This is a genomic window from Kouleothrix sp. (assembly GCF_046328425.1).
Lineage (GTDB): Bacteria > Chloroflexota > Chloroflexia > Chloroflexales > Roseiflexaceae > Kouleothrix.
Map to the genome: position 1 here is coordinate 126,005 of NZ_JAXLWP010000008.1, position 23,483 is coordinate 149,487.

General features: G+C 68.6%; 21 protein-coding genes and 2 pseudogenes. 12 read left to right on the top strand and 11 right to left on the bottom strand.

The genetic code is table 11. The features are described 5' to 3' along the window. Window positions 1-196: 196 nt before the first annotated feature. Window positions 197-1,177, bottom strand: coding sequence for a helix-turn-helix transcriptional regulator (locus U0177_RS09105; RefSeq protein WP_409570299.1), 981 nt, complete (start codon window positions 1,175-1,177; stop codon window positions 197-199). 135 nt (window positions 1,178-1,312) lie between these two features. Here U0177_RS09105 and U0177_RS09110 point away from each other — a divergent pair, with 135 nt between their 5' ends. Next, a complete protein-coding gene (locus tag U0177_RS09110; RefSeq protein ID WP_409570300.1) occupies window positions 1,313-2,581 on the top strand; it encodes an MFS transporter in 1,269 nt (422 codons plus the stop codon). A gap of 828 nt (window positions 2,582-3,409) precedes the next feature. Here U0177_RS09110 and U0177_RS09115 read toward each other — a convergent pair. Together U0177_RS09115 and U0177_RS09120 are read right to left on the bottom strand one after the other, a co-directional pair. Beyond that, window positions 3,410-4,717: a hypothetical protein gene (locus U0177_RS09115; RefSeq protein WP_409570301.1), complete on the bottom strand. Its 1,308-nt coding sequence runs from the start codon at window positions 4,715-4,717 to the stop codon at window positions 3,410-3,412. A gap of 873 nt (window positions 4,718-5,590) precedes the next feature. Then, window positions 5,591-7,027 (bottom strand): arginine decarboxylase, encoded by a 1,437-nt coding sequence (locus U0177_RS09120; protein WP_409570302.1) that lies wholly within the window; start codon window positions 7,025-7,027, stop codon window positions 5,591-5,593. Between the two features lie 311 nt (window positions 7,028-7,338). Here U0177_RS09120 and U0177_RS09125 point away from each other — a divergent pair, with 311 nt between their 5' ends. Both U0177_RS09125 and U0177_RS09130 read left to right on the top strand, forming a co-directional pair. Then, a complete protein-coding gene (locus tag U0177_RS09125) occupies window positions 7,339-8,673 on the top strand; it encodes an amylo-alpha-1,6-glucosidase (protein ID WP_409570303.1) in 1,335 nt (444 codons plus the stop codon). 300 nt (window positions 8,674-8,973) lie between these two features. Continuing rightward, window positions 8,974-10,899, top strand: coding sequence for a S9 family peptidase (locus tag U0177_RS09130; RefSeq protein ID WP_409570304.1), 1,926 nt, complete (start codon window positions 8,974-8,976; stop codon window positions 10,897-10,899). Between the two features lie 71 nt (window positions 10,900-10,970). Here U0177_RS09130 and rraA read toward each other — a convergent pair whose 3' ends face one another. From rraA to U0177_RS09150, 4 genes are all read right to left on the bottom strand, one after another. Then, window positions 10,971-11,450 carry a ribonuclease E activity regulator RraA gene (gene rraA / locus U0177_RS09135; protein WP_409570305.1) on the bottom strand — a complete coding sequence of 160 codons (480 nt, stop codon included), beginning with the start codon at window positions 11,448-11,450 and terminating at the stop codon, window positions 10,971-10,973. A 216-nt stretch (window positions 11,451-11,666) separates the two neighbouring features. Next, window positions 11,667-12,581: an arginase family protein gene (locus U0177_RS09140; protein ID WP_409570306.1), complete on the bottom strand. Its 915-nt coding sequence runs from the start codon at window positions 12,579-12,581 to the stop codon at window positions 11,667-11,669. 36 nt (window positions 12,582-12,617) lie between these two features. Then, on the bottom strand, window positions 12,618-13,397 hold the full coding sequence (locus tag U0177_RS09145; RefSeq protein ID WP_409570307.1) for a nucleoside phosphorylase: 780 nt from the start codon (window positions 13,395-13,397) through the stop codon (window positions 12,618-12,620). Between the two features lie 123 nt (window positions 13,398-13,520). Further along, window positions 13,521-13,646 (bottom strand): hypothetical protein, encoded by a 126-nt coding sequence (locus U0177_RS09150; protein WP_409570308.1) that lies wholly within the window; start codon window positions 13,644-13,646, stop codon window positions 13,521-13,523. Window positions 13,647-14,140: 494 nt separating this feature from the next. Here U0177_RS09150 and U0177_RS09155 point away from each other — a divergent pair. The 6 genes and pseudogenes from U0177_RS09155 to U0177_RS09180 all read left to right on the top strand — a co-directional run. Then, window positions 14,141-14,338: pseudogene (locus U0177_RS09155) on the top strand (response regulator); the annotation flags it as partial. Window positions 14,339-14,366: 28 nt separating this feature from the next. Next, entirely contained in the window at window positions 14,367-14,594 is a 228-nt protein-coding gene (locus U0177_RS09160; protein WP_409570409.1) for a hypothetical protein, read from the top strand. Continuing rightward, window positions 14,591-14,821, top strand: a pseudogene (locus tag U0177_RS09165) (winged helix-turn-helix domain-containing protein); the annotation flags it as partial. The gene U0177_RS09160 and the pseudogene U0177_RS09165, both read left to right, overlap by 4 nt. A 48-nt stretch (window positions 14,822-14,869) precedes the next feature. After that, a complete protein-coding gene (locus U0177_RS09170) occupies window positions 14,870-15,139 on the top strand; it encodes a hypothetical protein (RefSeq protein WP_409570309.1) in 270 nt (89 codons plus the stop codon). A 283-nt stretch (window positions 15,140-15,422) separates the two neighbouring features. After that, on the top strand, window positions 15,423-15,659 hold the full coding sequence (locus tag U0177_RS09175) for a histidine kinase dimerization/phospho-acceptor domain-containing protein (RefSeq protein WP_409570310.1): 237 nt from the start codon (window positions 15,423-15,425) through the stop codon (window positions 15,657-15,659). Then, window positions 15,649-16,167: a sensor histidine kinase gene (locus U0177_RS09180; protein ID WP_409570311.1), complete on the top strand. Its 519-nt coding sequence runs from the start codon at window positions 15,649-15,651 to the stop codon at window positions 16,165-16,167. The genes U0177_RS09175 and U0177_RS09180 overlap by 11 nt, the downstream gene beginning before the upstream one ends. 150 nt (window positions 16,168-16,317) lie before the next feature. On the opposite strand, the gene U0177_RS09185 is transcribed toward U0177_RS09180, so the two are convergent. Beyond that, window positions 16,318-17,301 carry an NAD(P)H-dependent glycerol-3-phosphate dehydrogenase gene (locus U0177_RS09185; protein ID WP_409570312.1) on the bottom strand — a complete coding sequence of 328 codons (984 nt, stop codon included), beginning with the start codon at window positions 17,299-17,301 and terminating at the stop codon, window positions 16,318-16,320. Window positions 17,302-17,331: 30 nt separating this feature from the next. Next, window positions 17,332-17,883 (bottom strand): DUF2085 domain-containing protein, encoded by a 552-nt coding sequence (locus U0177_RS09190; protein ID WP_409570313.1) that lies wholly within the window; start codon window positions 17,881-17,883, stop codon window positions 17,332-17,334. Window positions 17,884-18,104: 221 nt separating this feature from the next. On the opposite strand from U0177_RS09190, the gene U0177_RS09195 reads away from it, so the two are divergent. After that, entirely contained in the window at window positions 18,105-18,773 is a 669-nt protein-coding gene (locus tag U0177_RS09195) for a TVP38/TMEM64 family protein (protein ID WP_409570314.1), read from the top strand. A 202-nt stretch (window positions 18,774-18,975) separates the two neighbouring features. Here the strand turns inward: U0177_RS09195 and U0177_RS09200 are convergent, their stop codons facing one another. Together U0177_RS09200 and U0177_RS09205 are read right to left on the bottom strand one after the other, a co-directional pair. Next, on the bottom strand, window positions 18,976-20,001 hold the full coding sequence (locus U0177_RS09200; protein WP_409570315.1) for a small ribosomal subunit Rsm22 family protein: 1,026 nt from the start codon (window positions 19,999-20,001) through the stop codon (window positions 18,976-18,978). 216 nt (window positions 20,002-20,217) lie between these two features. Beyond that, the gene (locus U0177_RS09205; protein ID WP_409570316.1) at window positions 20,218-22,020 is read right to left on the bottom strand and encodes a protein kinase domain-containing protein; all 1,803 of its coding nucleotides are present in this window, start codon (window positions 22,018-22,020) and stop codon (window positions 20,218-20,220) included. 207 nt (window positions 22,021-22,227) lie between these two features. On the opposite strand from U0177_RS09205, the gene U0177_RS09210 reads away from it, so the two are divergent. Beyond that, window positions 22,228-22,878, top strand: a complete 651-nt coding sequence (locus U0177_RS09210) for a winged helix-turn-helix domain-containing protein (protein WP_409570317.1) — start codon at window positions 22,228-22,230, stop codon at window positions 22,876-22,878. Then, complete coding sequence (locus U0177_RS09215) at window positions 22,875-23,468, top strand: hypothetical protein (protein ID WP_409570318.1); 594 nt, start codon at window positions 22,875-22,877, stop codon at window positions 23,466-23,468. Before U0177_RS09210 ends, U0177_RS09215 begins: the two co-directional genes overlap by 4 nt. The last annotated feature ends 15 nt before the right edge of the window (window positions 23,469-23,483 follow it).

Here is a 23,483-nt window from a genome sequence, read left to right on the forward strand (position 1 = left end):
CGATCGGCCTCGCGCACCTGCCGACGGCGCTCAACGGCGCAATGCAGCCGATCAACGGCGCAATGCAGCCGATCAACGGCGCAATGCAGCCGATCAACGGCGCCGTGCAGCCGATCAACGGCGCAATGCAGCCGCTCAACGGCGCCGTGCAGCCGATCAACGGCGCAGTGCAGCCGATCAACGGCGCCGTGCGCGCCTACGCATTCGCGGCAAGCTCGGCAGGCTCCTCGGCGGCGGCAAGCGCTGCCACGCGCTCGGCCAGCGCGCGCAGCTCGGCGCGCAGCTCGGACGGCTGGCGCACCACCAGCGGAAAGTGCAGGCCGGCCAGGAAATGCGCAAACCAGTCGAGGTTCTGCACATTGCAGCGCAGCACCACCCCCTCGGCGGTAGGCTCGAGCGTAGCAAGCGTCTCGGGCACGCGCCCGCGCGCAGTCTCCAGATCGGTCTGCAGCAGCACCTCGATCGCCCAGTCGCCCGGCGTCGTGGCCAGCGAGTGCACAACAAACGCCAGGCTGTCGAAATCGCTCGGCGGCGTAAAGGTGGCGTCGAGCAGCCTGGCGCGGCGCACGCGATCGAGCCTAAAGGCGCGCAGGCCGCGCCGCAGCTGGCAGAAGCCGGCGGCGTACCAGCGCCCGCCATAGTACACCACGCCGTAGGGATCGATCGCGCGCTCGGTGTCTTCGCCGCGCCACGAGCGATAGCCAAACTCGACGCGCCGGCGCTGCTGCACTGCGGTGCTGAACGTCACTACCACCGCGCTGTCGGGGGCATTGTAGAGCATGGGGAACTCAAGCCGCAGCGCGTGCTGAAGCGCCTGCACGCGCGCGCGCGTCCCCTCGGGCAGCACGCGCTCGACCTTCGCCAGCGCGCCTTCGGTGGCCGGCGCGGCGGCGGCCAGCCCAAGCCGGCGCGCCGCCAGCAGCCCCAGCGTCAGCGCCACGGCCTCGTCCTCGGTGAACATCAGCGGCGGCAGCTTGAAGCCCGGCCGCATCCGGTAGGCCCCGGCGCGGCCGCGCTCGGCCTCGATCGGGATGCCTAGATCCTGCAGCATGGCGATGTAGTGCCGGATGGTGCGCACATTCACCTCGAGCCGCGCCGCCAGATCCGGCCCGCTCATACGGCCGTGCGACTGCAGCAGCTCGAGCACTGTGAGCACGCGCGTGGTTGGGTGGTACATGCGATCCTCCGGCTGGCTTGAAGGCGCTGGAATTATAGCACCTGGCCTGGAACATCGCGCCGCATCGTATCATTCTCTGCCCGAATTTGGTATGATATGCCGCTATGGATCCGCTCTGAGGAGCTTTCGCCAACTATGGGAACCACCCCTTCTTCGCCGGCTGTCGTAAGCCGGCTCGCGCCGCTGGCGGCGCTGCGCTACCGCGACTTCCGGCTGCTCTGGCTGGGGCAGCTGGTGTCGATCGCCGGCTCGCAGATGCGCATTGTCGCGGTGAACGTGCAGGTGTACGAGCTCGCCAAGCGCGGCGCGGCGATCGACCCGGCCCTGGCGCTCGGGCTGATCGGGCTGGCGCGCGCCGTGCCGATCGTGGCCACCGCGCTGGTGAGCGGGCTCGTGGCCGACCGCGCCGACCGGCGCTCGCTGCTGATGCTCACCACGATCGGCGCGCTGGTATCGTCGGCGGTGCTGGCGCTGGCGAGCGGGCTGGCCAGCCCGCCGCTGTGGATCGTCTACGCGATGGTCATCCTGGCGGCGGTGGTCGGTGCGTTCGAGATGCCGGCGCGCCAGGCGCTGATACCAAGCCTGGTGCCCGCCGAGATCCTGCCAAACGCGCTGAGCCTGAACATCATCGCCTGGCAGCTAGCGACGATCGTCGGGCCAACGCTGGCCGGCATTCTGATTGCGTGGGGCGGCGTGGCGCCGGTGTACTGGATCGACGCGGCTTCGTTTCTGGCGGTGCTGCTGGCGCTGCTGCTTATGCGCTCGCGCGCCGCGCCGCGCGCAAGCCAGCCGGTCACGCTCGCGGCAGCGCTCGAGGGGCTGCGCTTTGTGTTCCGCACGCCGCTGATCGCCTCGACCATGCTGCTGGACTTTTTCGCCACGTTCTTCGGCGCGGCGCTGACGCTGCTGCCGCTGTTCGCCGACAAGGTGCTCCACGTCGGGGCGATCGAGCTGGGCTGGATGTACGCCGCGCCGTCGGTCGGCGCGGTGCTGGCGGCGACGGCGCTGGCCTCGGCCACCATCCGCAGGCAGGGGCCGGTGCTGTTCTGGTCGATCGCGATCTTCGGCGTGTGCACCGCCGTGTTCGGCATCTCGCGCTGGCTGCCGCTCACGCTGCTGGCGCTGGCCGGCACCGGCGCCTCGGACACGGTGAGCATGGTGATCCGCGGCACCATCCGCCAGCTGATGACTCCCGACGACCTGCGCGGCCGCATGACTGCGGTGAACATGGTGTTCTTCGCGGGCGGGCCACAGCTCGGCGAGCTAGAGTCGGGCATTGCGGCGAGCCTGATCGGCGGGCCGGCGGCAGTGTTCCTCGGGGGCGCGCTGTGCGTGGCAATGGTGGGCTGGGTGGCGTGGCGCTATGCTGAGCTGCGCCGCTATGATGGGCCGGCGGCAGCCTGAGGGCCTGCTCGCTCGAAACTACTTCGGGGCCTGCGCGGCCCCGCGCCCCGCGGCAGGAGGCCGCCGCCGGCCTCCTGCACTCCCGCTGGGGCGATGCCCCAGGCCCCACAAAAGAATGCCGCCTCATTTGCCATGCTAGTGGTGCATGCCTCGTGGCACAGAAGCATGTGATGGTTCGCCCTGAGGTGTATCTCGTGGCACAGAAGCACGTATGGGTTTGCCCTGAGGCATGAGCGTATGGCGCTGACGCTGGCACGGCCTTTCCCGTAGGGCGCGCATCGTGCGCGCCTTCTTCATCTCGGATGGGCCGGGGCTCGCCCTGCTCGTTCCAGACTGCTTCGGGGCCTGCGCGGCCCCGTTCCCGGCGAGGGCGTTCGGGGGCTGCGCGCCCCCGTTCCCTGCGGCAGGGGTGCGACGGCACCCCTGCACCCCCGTTTGGGGCTTCGCCCCAAGCCCCGTTAAAGAATACCGCCTCGGTTGCAGCCTCGGTGGTGCATGCCTTGTGGCACAGAAGCATGTGATGGTTCGCCCTGAGGTGTGTCTCGCGGCACAGAAGCACGTATGGGTTTGCCCTGAGGCATGAGCGTATGGCGCTGACGCTGGCACGGCCTTTCCCGTAGGGCGCGCATCGTGCGCGCCACACTCTTGCCCCTGCGAAAGCTGTCGGGGCCTACGCGGCCCCGCACCCTGCGGCAGCTCTCGCGACGCCGGTGGCGCATGCCTCGTGGCACGGGTACGGGTGTGGGTTTGCCCTGAGATATACGCGCAGGGCGGTGTCTGCGCTCTCCGCTCCAACGCTCCCCCGCTCCCCGCTTCAACGCTCCCGTGCTAGCGCCGTGCCAGCGGCACAAACACCCAACTGCTCGGCGGGGCGCCTCCGGCCAGGTCGATCACTCCGTGAGCGTACACATCCGTCGTGGCCGGGCTGGCGCTGGGGCGCGCGAAGTTATCGTAGCTCGCCAGCGCCACCAAGTCGGTCGCGCCGTTCACGCTCTGCTTGCTCGAGGTCGCGTTGTTCAAAAACGGCGCACGCGCGCTGCCGATCAGCAGCTGGCCCTTGCTGTTCGGGTCGAACGCGGGCCCGTCGAGGCTCGCCGATTTGTAGTAGATGCTGCCGCCGCTCTCGTCGGCCAGGATCACATACACCTGCCGGTTCGTGCTGTCGAGCATCACCATCGGCCGCGTCTGGTTCGCGCTGACTGCGCTTACCAGCACAGTCGCCCACGCCACATCGCCGCTGGCCTGGGGCCTGCCTACCAGCAGCAGGATCGACGGCTCGCCGGGCTGGGTGAGCGAGGTTTTCACTGCGGCATACAGCGTGCCTGTCGCGCCGGACTGCAGCGCCTTGAGGCTGATGTGATCGTCGGCGAGGCCGGGGCTGCGCGCGACCGTCGCGCCCGACCAGCGGTTCGCGGGCGTGCCGTCGGCGTGGCTGGCGAAGTAGAAGCCGCCATCGTTCTGGTTGCTCCACAGCACGCCGATCTTGCCGCCGTAGGCCACCAGCGAGGCGATATCATCGGTAGTGACCGTGCCGTTGGTCTGCGCGGGCGCCAGCGCGAGCGGCGAGCCCCACTTGTTGTCGGCCCCGGCGCTGCTGTTGACAAACACCGTGTTGCCCTGGGTATACGCGACCCACAGCGTACCTCTGGTGTCTTTGTCGATCACGATCGCCTCGGCGCCGCCCCGGCGCACCGTCACCGGGAAGCCCGAGTCGAGCCTGTAGGCGCCGTTGGCGTAGCTGTAGCGAAACAGCTGCGCATCAAGGTCGGCGCCAGTCGACTCGAGGCCGCCGCCAGAGACAACATACAGGTGCGCGCCGTCCCACAGGCAGTCCGACTTCGTCTGCAGGCGCGGGTCGAGGCGCGTGCCGGTATCGACCCACTGCTGCGTGGCGCGGTCGAGCGCGAAGATGCGGTGCGCCCTGGCGGCCGGGCTCACGAGGTCGGCCCACCAGCGGCCGTCGTTGTACCACAGCTTGCTCTGGGGTTTCTCGGCGCTGGGCGTGGTCACCGCGTCGACATTGGGCTGGCCGCGAGCCGCCACGAAGAACGAGAAGTCGATGAAGCCAGCCTCGCCAGCGGCGCGCGCGCCCGGCGCGGCGGGCCACAGCAGTGCGCCCACCAGCAGAGCCAGCAAAGCCCCCAACCTCACTTGGCGCATAGTCTGTCACTCTCACAATCTGCTTCAGTATGGCGAGCGGATGCGCAAGAATAGTGCCGCGATGCCCACGGTGCAGCGCCGCAGCCCACCCGAGAGGGAGAAGGCGCGCACGATGCGCCCTACGGGAACGAAGGATGTGCCAGCAAGCAATGCCTACGCTCATGCCTCAGGGCAAACCATCACATGCTTCTTGCCACGAGGCATGCCTCAGGGCAAACCATCACATGCTTCTATGCCACGAGGCATGCACCACCGAGGCTGCAACCGAGGCGGTATTCTTTAACCGGGCTTGGGGCAGCGCCCCAGCGGCGGGGTGCAGGGGTGCCGTCGCACCCCTGCCGCGGGGCACGGGGCCGCGTAGGCCCCGAAGCAGTCTGGAACGAGCGAGCGGGGCACGCCCAGCCCCCGAAACAGTCTGGAACGAGCGAGCGGGGCACGCCCAGCCCGAGAGGGAGAAGGCGCGCACGATGCGCGCCCTACGGGAAAGGCCGTACCAGTGGCAATGCCTACGCTCATGCCTCAGGGCAAACCGACACATCCCGCCGTGCCACAAGGCATGCCTCAGGGTAAACCGACACATCCCGCCGCGCCGCGAGGCACGCCTCAGGGCAAACCATCACATCCCGCCGCGCCGCGAGGCACGCCTCAGGGCAAACCATCACATGCTTCTATGCCACGAGGCATGCACCACCGAGGCTGCAACCGAGGCGGTATTCTTTAACGGGGCTTGGGGCGAAGCCCCAAACGGGGGTGCAGGGGTGCCGTCGCACCCCTGCCGCAGGGTGCGGGGCCGCGCAGGCCCCGAAGCAGCCTGGAACGAGCGGGGCGCGGGGCCGCGCAGGCCCCACCTCACCCCGCACTGTACCCAAGCTCATTCAACACATCCTCCCAGCTCTGCTCCCCAACCAGCCGCGTGCTGCGCTCGCCCGCGCGGTCCTCGATGATCAGCTTAGGCGCCTCCGGGGCGAGGCAGTGATGCGCGCCGCCCTCGCCCGCCAGCATCGCCTGGTAGCCACCGGTGCCGAAGAAGGCGATATACAGCGGCCCGGCGGGCTGCGCGCCCGCACCCAGGCCCTGCCCGGCTATCAGCGGCAGCACCAGCTCGGTATCGCCGCGCGGGTAGAAGTCGTCGGAGTCGCAGGTGCGCCGGCCGCCCAGCACCACCGGCACGGCCGGCGCGCCGAGGTGGTTCAGCGGCAGGCAGATGAAGTGCTGCCCCGCGACAATCAGAATATCCGGCAGCGCCACCATCAGGCTGCCGTTCAGCAGGTACCACGGCGGCTTGCCGGGCTGCCCCGGCTTCGCCCGGCCCACCTCAAAGATATGCACGCCGTGGTCGGCCACGCTGTAGCGCCCGAACTCGCCCACGAGGTGCGGCTGCGCGATGCCGCGCGCGCCGCACCAGCCCGCCACCTCGCGCAGCAGCCGCTCGGCGAAGCCGGCGTAGTCGAAGCGGAAGCCGATGTCGTACGCGCCGGTGGGCATGCCGCCGCCGAAGTTGAAGTAGCTCAGCGACGGGGCGCGCTCGCGCAGGCGCGCGTAGCCCGCCAGCGACTCGCGCACCTCGCCGAGCCAGAACTCCTGGTCGTGCAGCTGGCTGCCGACCATCGCGTGGTACAGCGCCAGCGTGTGCGGCGTGCCGGCCACGCGCGCCGCCAGCCGATCAAGCTCGTCCGGCGCCATCCCAAAGCGGTCGTAGCCGTAGGTGATGCCTGCGGCCATGTCGCCGGCGTCTTTGCGCTCGCGCACGCCCAGCAGCAGCGGCGCGGCGCAGCCGGCCAGCTGCTCGAACTCCTCGAGGTCGTCGAGGATCGGCACCACGCGCGCGAAGCCGGCCTCGCGCAGCTCGCGGATGGCCGCGATATACGGCGGCTCCTTCGAGCCATTGCAGAAGATAAAGCGGTCGGCCGGCAGCAGCCCGGCGCGCCACAGCCGGTGGGCGATCCGCACGTCGAAGGCCGAGGAAGTTTCGTAGTGCGCGCCGGCGTCGAGCGCGCTGCGCACCACCTCTTCGGCGAAGTTTGCCTTGGTGGCGTAGGCGTACACAAACTCGCCACGATAGCCGGTGCGCTCGCGCGCCAGGGCGAAGTGCGCGCGCATGCTCGTGATCCGCCGCGTGATCTGCGGGCAGAACGACACCTCGAGCGGCGCGCCGTAGCGGCCCACAAGCTCAAGCAGGTCGACCTCGCCGGCAAAGATCACCCGGCCTTCGTGGATGCCGATGCTGTCGTTGAGCTGCCCGGCGGCGTCGAGCCGCGGCGCGAGGTATTCAAGGTAGCTGGGCATGGCTGGCTCCTCCGTGCCAATGTTGCGGCCAGTATAGCAGCTTTTATTGCCAGCGCCGGGCCGGCGGTTTTGGTTGTCGTCGCTGGAAAGCGTGCTCGCCGGGCGGCGGGGTTTGTTTCCTACGCTGGAGCTATTACCTTTATGGTATCATGGCATCATCTTGTAGTCAGATGTTCACGTCCGGCGCGCGGCGGTACAATTGCCGCCGCAAACATTGCGCATTCCTGGCCGGGCCAGGAGCGCTCGGGCATACTCCTTGTGGATGGCGACGGCGTGGGCGTTGCGCCGCTCGGTATACAGGTGGCCTGGTTATGCATAGCCACGCGCTGATCGACGAAGCCCGCGACCGCGCGCTCGACGTGCTGTCGCGCTGCGCTACGCCGCTTGGCTTTCGCGCCTCGGGTCTCGCCGCAGGCTACCCGCAGATCTGGGCGCGCGACAATGGCGTGATCTTCCTCGGCGCCGTGGCCGGCCGCGAGCCACTGCTGCTAGCCACGGCGCGCGCCGCACTCGAGACGCTGCGCGCCCACCAGTCGCCGCGCGGCCTGATCCCACTGAACGTCAACCCCGACACTGGCTACATCAGCACCGAGAATGCCGGCGCCGTCGACGCGAACTTGTGGTACATCCTGTGCCATTACCTGTACTTCAGCATCACTTCCGACGCCGAATTCCTGCTGCAAAGCTGGCCGAGCATCGACCGGGCGCTGCGCTGGCTTGAGTATCAGGACATGAATGAGTGCGGGCTGCTCGAGATCCCCGAGGCCGGCGATTGGATGGACTTGCTGGCGGTGCGCTACAACACGCTCTACGATAATGTTTTGTTCTACGCCGCCGCGCTGGCCCACGCGGCGCTGGCGCAGGCGCTGCCGCCCGCGCAGGCCGCCCACCATCTGGCGATCGATGCCTACGGCATCCACGAGCGCATTAACTCGCTGATGTGGATTGACCGCTGCTGGGTGGCCGAGCATTTCGCCGCGCACCTCGAGCGCCTCAAGTCGTTTCGGCTCGAGTGGTACATGCTGTATCACAATATCGGCACGATTTCGAGCCGGCCGTTCTACTTGCCGTGGGTCGCGTTTCGCGAGTACGGCGACTGGTGCGACAGCCTTGGCAACTTGCTGGCGATTCTCACCGGCGTGGCCGACGGCCACCGCGCCGAGCATATTTTGCGCTATATGCACCAGGTTGGAATGCACGAGCCCTACCCGACCAAGGCCATCCACCCGCCGATCTACCCAGGCGAAAGCAACTGGCGCGAGTATTACCGCAGCCGCAACCTGAATGTGCCGCACCAGTACCATAACGGCGGCATCTGGCCGATGATCGGCGGGTTTCACGTGGCCGCGCTGGTGCGCCACGGCTGGCACGCCGAGGCCGAGCGCCTGCTGCTGCGGCTGGCGGCCGCCGGACGGCAGGGCATCGGCGGCGAGTGGGAGTTTAACGAATGGATGCACGGCGTCACGGGCCATCCCATGGGCTTCGCCCAGCAGGCCTGGTCGGCGGCAATGTTTCTGTACGCCGAGCACGCTCTGCGAACCGGCGAGCTGCCGCTCTTCGCCGGGCTGCTGGCCGCCAAGCCGGCCGCGGCCGTTGCCGCCGAGGTGAACGATATGCTTATCCGCCCCGGCGGCGGGCCAACATAGCTGGCGCAGCCAGCCGAAACCCTGGAGTTGAACCATCTTGCCCCACCAGGGAGGTTCGGAGGGCAAAGCCCCTCCGGCTCCCCTTTTGCCGATAAAGCCTTAGGAGTTACGCACGTGCGTCATTCGGTTTCCTCAAGCGACGAGATTGAGCCTGCGGCAGCATGGTACTTATTCATCTTCCGTGTGCGGTTTTCCGCGCGGCGCGCGGAAAACCGCACACGATACGCAGAAGAGTACCGCTCTGCCGAAAGCTGAGGGCGCGAACTGTGTAAGTCCTAAAGCCTATTAGAAAGAAAGCCCATGGCCGAACAGCCGCTCACCCCCGAGGCAATGGCCGCGTTCACGCAGCTTGCCGACGCACAGATCAGCCCCGACGGCACGCTGGTGGCGTTTGTCGCCGGCGAGTATTTCACCACCGACACCGCCGCGCCGAAGACGCGCATCTGGCTGGCGCCAGCCGACGGCAGCGCGCCGGCGCGGCAGCTTACCAGCGGGCCGCGCGCCGACACCGCGCCGCGCTGGAGCCCCGACGGCCGCACGCTGGCGTTTCTTTCCGACCGGCACGCCGACGGGCAGCCGCAGATCTACCTGATCGACCTTGGCGGCGGCGAGGCGCGCCAGCTTACGCACCTGCCCGCGCCAGTGGAAGAGCTTGAATGGTCGCCCGACGGCAGCCAGATCGCGCTGCTGATGACCGACGCCGAGAGCGACGAGCAGCGCGCGCGCGTGGCAGCCCACGACGACGCGATCGAAGTCGAGCTGCACCACCGCTGGCGGCGCGTGTGGCTGGCCGACGCGGCCACCGGCGACGCGCGGCCTTTCACCGGCGACGTGCAGGTGTGGGAGTTCGCGTGGGCGCCTGACGGCGGCTTCGTGCTGCTGATTGGCGACGAGCCATACGAGTGGTCGTGGTTCACCGCGAAGCTGGCGCGCGTCGGCCCCAATGGCGGCACGCCAGAAGTGCTCTACAGCGCGCCCGAGAAGCAGTTCGCGTTCCCGCGCGTCGCCCCCGACGGCCGCTCGGTCGCGTTTCTCTCGTGCATCCTCAGCGACCGCGGCATCAACGGCGGCGAGGTGCTGCTGCTGCCGCTCGACGCGCCGGGGACACCGCCGCGCCGGCTCACGCCCGAGTATGGCGGCAGCGTCTGGGCCATCCAGTGGCGCCCCGACGGCTCGGCGCTCGACTACATGGCATTTGAGGAGGGCGAAGCGGCGATCGGCTGGGTCGACACCTCGGGCGAGCGCGCGACGGTGTGGCGTGGTGCCGCCGGTTTCTGCGAACATTTCGCCGGCCAGTTTCGCGCGCGCGACGCCGCAGCCTTCGCGGTGGTGCGCGAGGACGCCACCAGCCCGCAAGAGGTGTGGGTAGGCCGGGCCGCGAGCCACGGCGCGCCGCCCGAGTGGCGCCAGGTCAGCAGCGTGCAGCCGCTCGCCGGCCAGCACGCCCTGGGCGCGACGCGCCGGCTACGCTGGCGCGCGCGCGACGGCAATTCGATCGAGGGCCAGCTGATTTTGCCGGTGGGCTACCGCGAGGGCCAGCGCGCGCCCTTGATCGTCTGGGTGCACGGCGGCCCGGCCTGGCTGTGGATGCACGGCTTCTACGGCGCGGGGCGCCTCGCGCCGCAGCTGTTCGCTGGCGCGGGCTACGCCGTGCTGCTGCCGAACCCGCGCGGCAGCATCGGCTGGGGCGTCGCGTTCACCGAGGCTACCATCGGCGACTACGGCGGCCACGACTACCAAGATATCATCGACGGCGTCGACCACCTGGTGGCGCTGGGCATCGCCGACGCCGACCGGCTGGGGATCGGCGGCTGGAGCTACGGCGGTTTCATGAGCGCGTGGGCGGTGACGCAGACCGACCGTTTCAAAGCGGCGATCATGGGCGCGGGGATCTGCAACTGGCGCTCGTTTCACGGCGTGGCGGCAATTGGCGCGTGGGATCGCATCGGCCTGCGCGCCGACCCGTTCGCCTCCGGCGGCCGCTACGACGAGCGCTCGCCGATCCATTATGTCCACAACGTGCGCACGCCCACGCTGATCCTGCACGGCGACAGCGACACGATCGTACCGCCCAGCCAGGGCTTCGAGTTCTTCCGCGCGCTGAAGGATCGCGGCGTGCCGACCGAGCTGGTGATCTATCCGCGCGAGCCACACGGCCTGCGCGAGCGCGCGCACAACCTCGACCGGCTGCGGCGCTACATGGCGTGGTTCAAGCGCTACGTGTAGCTGGCTTTTTTTGTAGCCAAAAGTCCGCCGTACCAGCAAGCGCGAAGCGCAATCGCCAGCCTGCGATTGGGCTAGCTAGGCAGCGCGCGCGCCGCGACGACAATGCCGTCGGCGTCGGCGTATAGAAACTGGCCCGGCGCGAACGTCACGCCCGCGAATGTCACCGGCACGTCGCGCTGGCCCTGGCCGTGCTTGGCGCTGCGCAGTGGATTGGTGGCCAGCGCCTTCACGCCGATCGGCAGGCGCGCAATCTCGGCCGCGTCGCGGATGCAGCCGTTGACGACGACCCCGGCCCAGCCGTTGCGCGCGCCCAGCTCGGCCAGCATATCGCCCACCAGCGCGCAGCGCAGCGAGCCGCCGCCATCCACCACCAGCACGCGGCCGTTGCCGGGCTCCTCGAGCGCGGCGCGCACCAGCACATTGTCCTCGAGCACCTGCACCGTGCTGATCGGCCCGCCAAACGCGGCGGCGCCGTAGTCGCGCAGCAGCGGAGCCGCAACCTGCAGCTCGTCGGCGTGGGCGTCGCAGAGATCGGCAGTCTTGATCGCCATGACATCCTCCTGATTGCTACACCCGGCTGATCATTTGCTGTATGTGGGTTCGCAGGCGGCAATGCCGCCCGCGGCGGCAGATAGTCTGGTGTGCGTTTTCCGCGGAGCGCGAAAAACGCACACAATACGGAAAAGAGTACCGCTCTGCCGAAGGCTGAACACACCAACCGCATACGTCCTAAAAGAAAGAAATCAAGATCAAACGCAGCGTGGTGCTTACCCCGCGCGCACGCGCGTGGTGATGAAATCGAGCACGATCCGCGCGGCCAGCAGCGCAGTGGTGCGCGCCGGCGTATCGTACACCGGGTTAAGCTCGGCGATGTCGAGCGCGGCAATGCGCGGCGCCACCGCCCGCACGAAATCGATCACCTGCTGGCCGCTCAGGCCGCCCGGCTCGGGCCAGCCGGTGCCGGGCGCCTCGCCAGGGTTGATCACGTCGAGGTCGATCGTCAGGTACACCGCGCTGGCGCCTTCACTGGCGAGCGCAAGCGCCTGCTCGGCGGCGGCGCGCGCGCCCAGCTCGGCAAAGCGCGTGGCGCTGATCCGCCGCACGCCAAGCTGCTGGCCGATCTCGAACTGCTCGACGGTGGCGTAGCCGCGCAGGCCCACCTGCACCAGATTCGCCGGCGCCAGCCGCTCGAGCTCGACCGAGCGGCGCATGCCGCTGCTGCCCGAGAAGCGCCCCTGGCGATCGGAGAAGTCCATCAGGTCGCAGTGCGCGTCGAGCTGGATCAGGCCAATGTTGCCGGGCGTGGCGTCGTGCAGCGCCTTCACCGGCGGAAAGGTGATGCCGTGGTCGCCGCCGGCCACCAGCGGCGTGTAACCCTCGGCCAGCGCGCGCTGCACCGCCGCGTAGGTCTGCTCGACCGTCAGGGCGGTGTCGTGGTAGCTCAGCGCCACGTCGCCAAAGTCGGCCACCTCGACGGCCGAAAGGTCGATCACGCCGGCGTCGATATCGGCCAGGCGGCCGTTCTGCAGGCGCCAGCTAAACACGCCGCGCAGCGCCTCGCGCAGCGCCTGCGGCCCGAAGCGCCCGCCAGGGTTGCCCAGGCTGGTCGCGGCGTCGTGCGGCACGCCGATGAAAGCGAAGCGATGCTCGGGTGCGCGGGTCGGTTCGAGGAGATGCGCCATGGAAATAACCTTTCGGATGGTGTGAGGCGGAACGAGCTATACGGAGCTTGCTGCGGCTGCGGCAAGCGCCACGGCGATTGCATTCTCGACCGCCTGGCCCTTCTGCTCGAGCACTACCTGCTCGCCGCTGGTGCGCTGGGCGATCACGCCGCAGACGCACGCCGCCGCGAAACCATACACGCCGCCCATCTTAAACAGCGTGCCCGACTCCATCTCGTAGTTCAGCACATTCAGGTGGCGGTACTCCTCGGTGATGCCGCGCAAGGAGCGCAGCAGGTGCGGGTTCGCCGACTCGCTGCGCTCCTGGCCCTCGTAGAACGTATCGACCGAGGCGGTAATGCCCAGGTGGTGATCGACGCCCAGGCGGCGCGCAGCCTCCACCAGCGCCACCGTCAGAAACGGATCGGCTGCGGCGGGGTACTCGGCCGGCGCGATATCGTTCGCCGCGCCCTGGCGGCACAGCGCCGCGCGCGAGATCACCACGCTGCCGGGCAGCACATGCGCCTGGATCGAGCCGCACGTGCCGATGCGGATGATCTGGCGCACGCCCACCTGCACCAGCTCGTTCACCACAATGCTGAGCGACGGCGCGCCCATGCCGCTGGTGCACGAGAGCGCCGCGCGGCCGTTTGGCAGCGTGCCGAGGTAGCTATTCAGGCCGCGATGCTCGGAAAGCATGCGCACCTCAGCGAAGTGGCGCTCGGCGATCTGCCTGGCGCGGTCGGGGTCGCCCGAGAGCAGCGCGAGCGTCGGCTGGCGATCGGCCAGGTCGTCGCGCCCAAAGCCGATATGATAGAACGTAGGTGACGCGGTCATAGTTCCTCCAGGTTGAGCTTTCCCGCGCGCATTGTACTACGGTTTCCGGCCGGGAAACGCCGATCGGGGGCGGCTAGGCCGCCCCCGATCGTTCGCGGTGCGAATGTGCGCGCCGCGCGCTCGCTAATTGGTGTCTTCGCGGCTCGGCGTGTGTATGGCGGTCGAGATCACCAGGAACGCCAGCACCGCCAGTGGCAGCAGCAGCAAGCCCGCCGGGATCAGAAAGCGAAAGCTCAGGAATGTGTCCATCGTCCTTCCTCCGATTCGCCGTCTTATGGCGACGGCGCTACGTGGCCCCGGTTAAAATTCTGTTCGCGCGTGTGTGCAGCCCTATTGTAGCATAGGAAAGCGAAGAATCAAGCGCGATCTGCCGCCGCCGCCGCGTGCGACTTTTGTCGCTGCCGTGGTACGAGCTTACACTTTGGTGGGGGTTTGGGGGCGGCTTCGCCGCCCCGCACTTTCTTGTGCGGCGCAATGCCGGGCGCTAAGAAAACGCAAGTAATCTGTATTAGGCAAATACCACCCTGCACGGTGGGGCTGCGGGGGCGGCGCCGCCGCAAAAATCTGGTGATGGTGCGGCGCGGCGAAGCCGCTCCGCATCCTGTGTGCAGACTTGCCCAACACAAAAACACAAGTAATCAAACGGAGTTGGTATAATTCCAAGCGAACCTTAGAATCGCGTGCTATGATTGGGCCGAGCGCAAAAGAATTGGTACGGCGAGGCGATAACAAGCGATACTTCCATGCGTATTTTAGTAATAGAAGACGACCGGCGCCTGGCGCGGCTGATGACGCGGGTGCTGGAAGAAGAGCATATGAGCGTCGACCAGACCGACGACGGCGAGAGTGGGCTTGAGCTGGCGCTGCGCGGCACCTACGACGTCGCGATCATCGACTGGATGCTGCCGGGCCGCGACGGGCCGGCGATCTGCCGGGCGGTGCGCGCCGCGCCTGCCCGCCGCGCTGCTGATGCTCACCGCGCGCAGCCAGATCGAAGATCGCGTGGCCGGGCTCGACAGCGGCGCCGACGACTACCTCGTCAAGCCGTTTGCCTTCGAAGAGCTGCTCGCGCGCGTCCGGGCGCTTGGCCGGCGCTTCACCCCGCCGCCGCCGACCCGTGGGAGCTGCGCGGGCGCGACCTGGTGCTCGATCTGCGCGCCTGCACCGTGCGCCGCGGCCAGCACACGATCGACCTGACCGTCACCGAGTGGAACCCGCTCGAGTGCCTCATGCGCCACCCCAACCAGGTTCTGAACCGCCAGCAAATCCTCGATTACGTCTGGTCGTACGAGCGCGACGTGCAGGCGTCGATGGTCGATGTCTACATCTCGTACCTGCGCCGCAAACTGCATGTCGACGGCCACCCCGACCCGATCCAGACCGTGCGCGGCGTCGGCTATCGGCTCGAGGCCGGCGATGTTTAGCGGCCTGCGCATACGCCTGACGCTGCTCTACCTGCTGGCGATGCTGCATTGATCGGGCTGAACGGCGCCGGCGCGTACTGGCTGCTCGACGCCTACTTTCAGCGCACCACCGACCTGGCGCTGGCGTTCCGCATGGCGCAGGAGTTTCGCGGCGCCGGCCTCGCGCTGCCAGGCCCGCTGGCCGCCGCCAATACGGCGTGGCTGCGCAGCCACGCCGGCCCGCCGCCGACCCAGCCTTCCCACGAAGAAGACGAAGACCACCATCAGGCCGCCGACACTCGCTACGACGGCGACCTGGCGGCGATCTACGTGCGCTGAACCGGCGAGGCCAGCTGCTGGCCTCGGTCGACGCCGCCAAGCCGGCAGTGCCCGACCAGGCGGCGGTAGCCGCGGCGCTGGCCGCCGGCCAGGATAGCCGCACGATCACCCTGGCGAGCGGCGCGCGTACGCCTGCTGACGTATCGAGTCGACGACGCTGCCCTGCCAGCGTGCTCCAGCTGGGCCGGTCGCTGTCCGACCAGGACCGCGTGCTCCGGCAGCTAGTGCTGGGCCTGCTGATCTTGGGCGCCAGCAGCGCGGTGCTGCTCGCCGCAGTGTGCTGGTGGCTGGCCGGCCGCACGCGCCCGACGCAGGCAGCCTGGGCGCGCAGCAGCAGTTCGTCGCCAACGCCAGCCACGAGCTGCGCGCCCCGCTCACGCTGCTGCGCGCCGGCGCCGAGGTGGCGCTGCGCAGCCTGCCCGCCGCCGACACCGATCGGCGCGAGCTGCTGAACGATGTGCTGCACGAAAGCGACCACATGAACCAGCTGGTCGACGACCTGCTGCTGCTTGCACGCTGACGCCGGCCAGCTCACCTTCGAGCACGGCCCCGTCGACATAGCCACGCTGATCGACGGCGTGCGCCGCCAGGTCGGGCGGGTCGCCGACGAGCGCAAGGTGCGGCTCGAGGGCCAGGGCAGCGGCATGGCCCAGGCCGACCAGATGCGGCTGCGCCAAGTGCTGCTGATCGTGCTCGACAACGCGCTGCGCCACACCCCGCCGGGCGGCAGCATCAGCATCTCGGGCCGCGTCAGCAACGCCACTGCCGAGCTGCGCGTCGGCGACACCGGCAGCGGCATCGCGCCCGAGCACCTGCCGCACGTCTTCGAGCGCTTCTACCGTGGCGGCGCGGCGCGCGGCAGCGATGGGCACGGCAATGGGCTCGGCCTCTCGATCGCTCGCGCGCTGGTCGAGGGCCAGCACGGCCATATCGCGATCGAAAGCCAGCTTGCGCGCGGCACCAGCGTGACGATCACGCTGCCGGGCGTCAGCGCGGCGCATCCCGTCGGCGCCCAGGCCGATGCCTAGCCGGCAGCCTCATCCGAGAAAAGCGCGAGGCACTGGCCGGTCTTTGGTATGCCCTGCCCGGCTTTGCCGGGCAGGGCATACCAAAAGAAGTTCGGGGGCGGCGAAGCCGCCCCCGAACCCGTGCATAGAAACAACCAGGCGAAGCCACAGCTAATCGACGAAATCGCGAATAAATGAATAGATAAAGCGCTCGGCGCTGCGGCGGCCCTGGATCACATCCCACAGGCCCTTGGCCAGCGGCGCGGGCACGTGCAGCTTCTCGGCCACCATCAGAATCGTCTGGATCGTATTGTAGCCCTCGGGCAGCACGCCCATCTGCCGCTCGATCGCGTCGATCGCGAGGCCGCTGGCCAGCAGCACGCCCAGCCGCCGGTTGTGGCTGTCCTTGCTCAACGAAGTCGCCAGCAGGTCGCCCATGCCGGCGAGGTACGCAAAGCTCTCGGGGCGCGCGCCCAGGCTCACGCCGATCCGCGTCATCTCTTCGAGCGCCAGCGTCAGGTATACCGAGCGAAAGTTCACGCTCTCGATCCGCTGGCCGTCGAACATCCCCAGGCCGATCACATACGCATTCTTCAAGATCCCGCCCAGCTCGACGCCAATGGTGTCGTCGGAGAAGCGCACGCGAAAGTGCTCGTTGTCGAGCGCGCGCGCCACTAGCAGCAGGTCGCTAGTGCTCGGCCCGGCGATCACCACCACCGTCGGCAGCCCGGCCGCAAACTCGTTGGCGATCGACGGCCCCGAGAGCATGACCTTGCGGTGAGCCGGGAAGAGCTGCGCCAGCGTCTGAAACGACGTCAGCCCGGTGGTGCGATCGATGCCTTTGGCCAGGTTCACCAGCAGCGTGGATGCGCTCGCCCATGCGCGGGCCGGGGCAAGCGTAGCCGAAAGAAACGCCGACGGCAGCGCCACAAACACGATCTCGGCCTGGCCAAACACCTCGGCCAGCGCGGTTGTCGCGCGCAGGCGCGGGCTGAGCGCAACGCCCGGCAGAAAGCGCGTGTTGGCGTGCGACGCGTTGATCTCGCCCACCACCGGCGCCTGATATTCCCAGCCAAGCACATCGTGGCCATTGGCGGCGATCAGGTTCGCCACGGCGGTGCCCAGGTTGCCCAGGCCAACAATGCCGATCTGCATAGCTGCTTACTCACCGTTACAAAGCCGCGACTACGCCGCCATGCGCGCCAGGTCGCGCTCGAGCCGCGGGTACACCACCAGCAGCGCCGCCAGGCCCACCAGCGCCCCGGTGAACATGCGCAGCCAGAAGTTCGGCGTGCCGATCGCATCGCCGCCGCCGCGCCAGCCCAGCCCAAGCACGTCGTCGAGCAAGTGCGAGCCGCCATCCAGCGCGATCGGCAGCAGCAGCAGCCCGGCTAGCCGCAGCGAGCGCGGCGGCAGCCAGCGGCGCAGCGCTGCGAACAGCAGCCCGCCAACCGCGATCGAGGTGTACATCGCCGTGCAGCGGTGGCAGAACGCGACCTGGTGCCCCAGGCACACAAACGAGCGCGCGGCGAGCTGGTGGCACAGCGGCGTGTACAGCCGAAACAGCAGATCGCCCAGTAGCGGGTGGCCGCTGGCCTTCGCGAGCGGCGAAAGCCACGGCAGCCCCGCGTAGAGCACCGCGCCCGAGTTCAGCAGCAGCAGCCAGTGCCGCAGCCCCCACTGCGCCGCCCGCTCGAGCGAGCGAGCCGCTGGGGAGGCGATTGGAGCTTTCGCCATATGTCCTCTTCTGAATTCTGTGCCATAATACCACACGCGCCGGGCGCGACATCTTCCCGAAGCCGTGCAAAGTGCCTGCGGCAGCACGGTACTTTTCTGCCGAAAGCTGAGCACGCCAACTGCGTTTGTCCTACTTCTTTGAGTGATGCTCTGCCGGCAAAGCCGGGCAGAGCATCACTCAAAGAAAGCGAGCAAAAAGAAAGCGAACAAACGGAGGTGGCATGAAACGCGCCGCAATGATCCTGGCAATTGTGCTGATCGCGCTCAGCGCCTGGCTGCGGCCGGGCTGGTGGGCCGCAGCAATGGGCGCGCTCAACGCCGGCTCGATCGCCGCAATCGCCGCGTATGTGCGCGGCTTCGGCCTGTGGGCGCCGGCGATCAGCCTGCTGCTGATGCTGCTGCAGTCGGTGATCGCGCCGCTGCCCGGCTCGCTCGTCGCGGCGACCAACGGCGTGGTGTTTGGCATCTGGTGGGGCACGCTGCTCTCGTGGGCGGGCGGCATGCTCGGCGCGAGCGCGGCATTCTGGCTTGCGCGGCTGTTCGGCCACGCGCTGGTGGCGCGCGCGATCGGCCAGGGGAACATCGAGCGGCTCGGCCAGTTCGGCGCCGAGCGCGGCTTCTGGGTGGTGCTGATCGCCAGGCTCACGCCGATCGTCTCGTTTGACCTGATCAGCTACCTCGCGGGCCTCAGCAGCATTGGCTTCAGCCGCTTCATGCTCGCCACCGCCGTTGGCATGCTTCCCGGCACCTTCGCCTGGACGGCCCTCGGCCACGATCTGCTGCTGGCCGAGACCACCACGTGGCGCGTGTCGCTGTTCGCGCTGTTCGCAGTGGTGGCAACGCTGGCCGGCCTGTGGTGGCGCCGCCGCCTGGCGCGTACGCCCAGCTAGCCCCTATTCTTTCCAAATAGCCACGAAGACTCGAAGACGCGAAGAATATGGAGCCTCCGATCGCCTGCGCGTCTTTGAGTCTTGGCGGCAACCTTCCGCTGGCCTTGGTATTTGAAAGGTAGTGCAGCGAGCCCGGCGCGCATACGAGGCGCAAAGGCACCCTGCGCCTGCGCAGCCCTCGGCGGCTTTTCGGGCGGCTCCGCTACTGCACATCCTCGGGCGGCGGCTCGCCAAGCGCCTGGCCCCACTCCAGCCCTTTCACAAAGCGAAATGCGTCGCGATGGCGCTTGAGCCCGCGCAGCCGGGAAACGCCACCGCGCGCCGAGACGGTTGCCTCGGCGTAGGCTTTGTTGCTGGCTGGCTCGCGGATGACCCGGCCCCAGATCGGCGTGGGCGCGGCGAAGCGCGCCATGGCAGCGTAGGCAAACTTGCTGTCTTCCCACTGCGAGGGCGCGGCGCGGGCGCGGCGCTGAAACTCGGGGCGCACGAGCCTCTGCGGGAAGTGGCACCAGTCGTCGCGCAGCGGGCACGGCTCGTCGTGGGCGCACGGCGCGATCGTGTGCGCCCCGCCGGCCAGCAGGGCATCCCGCGCCGCGCGCACGACTTCGAAGGCCGCAGCGGTACCCGGCTCAACGATCAGCAGCACGCCAGCGGTGGCGGCCCATGCCTGCTCGACCACCCGCTGCCGGTCGATCGAGTCGAGCTCATTCAGCACGTGCCCGAGCAGCACCAGGTCGTAGCGCGCGCTGGCCTCGAAAGCCCGCAGGTCGGCCTGCTCCCAGCGCGCCTCGCGCACTGCGGCCAGGTCACTTCCGCGCGACAGCGCGCGCCCCAGGCTCAGCAGCGCAGGCTCGCGCTCATAGGCGCGCATCGCGCCGATCGCCGGCCACTGCGCCCCGGCGGCCCAAAGCGCGGTTCCTGGGCCGCTGCCTAGGTCGAGCAGCGTAGCTGGCTGCCAGCCAGCCAACCGCGCCGCAGTCGCGGCCAGCGCGCCGCGCAGCTGTGCGTACGTCGCCGGCATGATCAGCGCGGCATAGCCCAACGCCTGATCGGCGCCGGTCGCCAGCGGCTGCCGGTTGGGCGGGCGCGCGCCGCGATAGCGCTCGCTCAGGTCGTGGGCCGCGCGCATCCAGCGCTGCGCCGGCACCTCCGCCAGCGCGCGCTCGATCGCCATGCGCAGGTCGGCGGGCAGCTCCAGCATACGGCCAGGTTGTAGCGCGTCTGTCATAGAACCAACAACCAAGAATACATATTCGCTTGATTACGTACACTTTGGTGGGGTTTGGCGGCTTCGCCGCCCCAAACTTTCTTATTGTGTTGCACGACGTGGCGAAGGACGTCGTGCAACACACTCTCTACGTGATCAAGCGAACAGCGTATAACAGCAGAGCGGTTGAGCGTAGAGCCGGAGCCGCGACATAGACTCCTTGCGATCTTGCCTCGGTCACGGTGTTGGCGTCGGCGTATCGCTAGGTGTAACCGTGCTGGTAGGCGGGTCGGGCGCGCCGGCCGCGACGGTAGCGGTGGGCGTATCGCTAGCGGTTGGCGTGGCGCTGGGCGTGCTGCTCGGCGCCGGAGACACAGTCGCCGTCGCAGCAGTAGGCGACGGCGAGACGACAGCAGTGGCGCTTGGCGCCGTTGTTGCGGTAATGGTGGGGCTGGCGGTTGGCGGCGATGTCGCACTGGCGGTTGGCCGCGTGGGCGTGGGCGAAAGCGTCGCCGTGGCCGTCGGCGGCGCCAGCGTGGGTGAAAGTGTTGCCGTGGCCGTCGGCAGTGCGGGCGTGTTGGTAGGCGGCAGCGGTGTATCGGTTGGCGGCGGGGGCGGCTCGGTTGGCGGCGAAAGCGGCTCGGTCGGCGGCGCAGGCGGCTCAATCGTCGCGGGCGGCTCGGTCGGCGCTGGCAGCTCAGTCGGCGTGAGCGAGGGCGACGGCGTTGGCGAGGGCGTCGGGCTGGGCAGCACCGTTGGCGCGAACGTGGCCAGCGGCGCGCTGGTTGGGCGCGCTGGCAGCGCCGGGCCAGCGCTCAGCGTACGCCAGAGCACAAACAGCAGCACCAGAAACAGGCCGCCCAGCACGCCAGCCACAATCCACGAAATAGTTGGCGTGCCAGAGGATCGGCCGGCGTACACCGGCGCCGGGCGCGCCGCCGAGGGGCGCGCGGCATACACCGGCTCGTCGGTTGGAAGGGCAGAGGCGGCGGCGCGGCCAGGTGGCGGAAGCGGCGGCGCGCTGGCGCGCTCGGGGCGCTGGCTGATCTGGGTTGGATCCGAAGGATCGATCAGCGGCGCGGGCCGCGGCGGCGGCAGGCTCACCGGCGTCTGGCCGCGGCCGAGCGACACCGTCGACTGGCCGGCGGAAGAGGCACGCTCGGGCACCAGCGAGGCAATATCGGCGACGCTCGCGATCGGCGTGCCATACTTGCGCGCCACCACGCGCAGCGCCTCGGCAAACGCGGCGCCGCTGGAGAAGCGCTGCTCGGGGCGTTTCGCCAGAATGCGGCCGATCACCAGATCCAGCTCGGGCGGCTGGCGCGGATCGATCGACGACGGCGGCGGCGGCGTGGTTTGGGCATGCGCGACGATCAGCTGTGGCGTCGCGCCCGAGAACGGCACCACGCCGGTGATCATCTCGTAGGTCGCAATGCCCAGCGAGTACAGGTCGCTGCGGCCATCGACGCGCTGGGCCGAGGCTTGCTCGGGCGAGATATACTCGGGCGTGCCCATGAAGATCCCGGTGCGCGTCAGGCGCCGGCCATCGCCCGAGCCCTCGGGCGCCTGCGCGATGCCGAAGTCGGTGAGCAGCACGCGGCCCTCGGCGTCGATGATCACATTCTGCGGCTTCACATCGCGGTGCACCGCGCCCTGGCTGTGCGCGTAGTCGAGCGCGGCCGCCAGCGGCGCCACGATCGCGATCGCGTAGCCCAACCCCAACGCCCCGCGCTCCTGGATGACCGCGTGCAGCGTGCGCCCGCGCACATACTCCATCGCGATATAGCGCAGGTTGTTGTGCTCGCCTACATCGTAGATCGTGATGATGTTGGGGTGCCGCAGGTTCGCCGCCGTCACCGCCTCGCGCTCGAAGCGCTGCGCGAACTCAGGATCGACCGCCAGCTGCGGCGCCAGCACCTTCAGCGCCACCGTCCGCTTCAGCTGCGTGTCGAGCGCACGATAGACGCGCGCCATCCCGCCGCGCCCGATCTCCTCCTGGACCAGATAGCGGCCCAGCTGCTGGCCGACCAAATATGTCAACGAGGGCTCCCAAAGAGTAAGCGGAAAGCAACCGCAGTTGGCAGGTGTTTCGGTCCGGCCGCCGCCTGCCTACTGCTTGCTGCCGGCCGATGCACGTGTCTGGTATTTTCGCCGCCCTGATGGTATAATCCTTGACAAGTTATAGCGATTGTACCATATTGCGCGCCGGATTCAAAACCGCGCGGGTGCCCATGCGAGGAGTGCTCCATGCAGCCAAACCCTGCACCGCTCCTGGTAATTCGACGTCAGGATGCCAGCCCTACCGAGATCGAGTGGAACAAGCCCGCGCTGACGCTCGGTCGCGATAGCGCCAATGATATTATTATCGACCACCCGCTGGCCTCGCGCCGGCACGCCCGCCTCGAGCACGACGAGAGCGGCTACTTGGTGCGCGATCTCGAAAGCACCAACGGGACATACCTCAACGGCGAGCGGATCGAGGGCGCCCGGCCGCTGCGCAACCAGGATCGCGTGTGGGTCGCCGATACCGAGATCGTCTTCAACGACCCCGAGGCTACCCAGAAGGGGCCGCTGCCGCTCGAGATCCTCAAGCGCGTGCGCGCAACCGAAGAGGGCCTGCGCATCGACAGCCGCGCCAAAGAGGTGTACCTCCAGGGCAAGCTGCTCGCCCCGCCGCTCACGGTCAAGGAGTTCCAGCTGCTCGAGCTGCTGTACTCGCACAAGGGCCAGGTGATCAGCAAAGACGAGATCGCACAGAATGTCTGGGACTACGAGGTGTACGACTACAACGCGATCGACGCGCTGGTGTACCGCCTGCGCCAGCGCATCGAAGACGACCCCGGCAACCCGCGCTACCTTGTAACCGTGCGCGGGTTTGGCTATAAGCTGACGCCATGACCGACCAGCATTTTACCCACCGCGTCGAAATCTATACCACCAGCCTGGTGATTGCCGGCGCGTACGACCTCGCGATCTACCGCCGCGTCAGCGACGCGGTGAATGGCGAGCAGCGCCGCTTTCTGCCGCTGCGCGACGCGACGATCGCGCCATTCGAGCGCGCCCAGCAGGTGCAGCGCGTGCCCAGCCTGCTCGTCGACCGCGGCGACGCGCTGCTGATCGCGACGCTGGACGAGGCCGCGCCTCCGCCCGATTACCCCCGCGAAGAGCAGCTGCGCGGCGTCGTGCCCGTCACTGCTATGCTGTTCACCGAGGCTTTCGTGGTGCGCGCCACCATGCATAAACGCCCCGACCTGAGCCTGCCCGAGGCGCTTGAACGCATCACCGACCAGTTTGTCCCCTTGCGCAACGTCCAGATCTTTCCGCTGCTGGGCGGCATCGCGCCGATCGCGCGCGACTTCGCCGCTCTGTCGCTATCCCGGATCGTCGCGCTCTACCAGATCGACGCGCCAGCCGCTCCATCGCGGCCCGCCCCGGCCGACGCTATGGTGCCAGCCAGCCCCTCCGACGAGCGCCCGTTCTTGGAATAGCTGATCGGTTCCAAC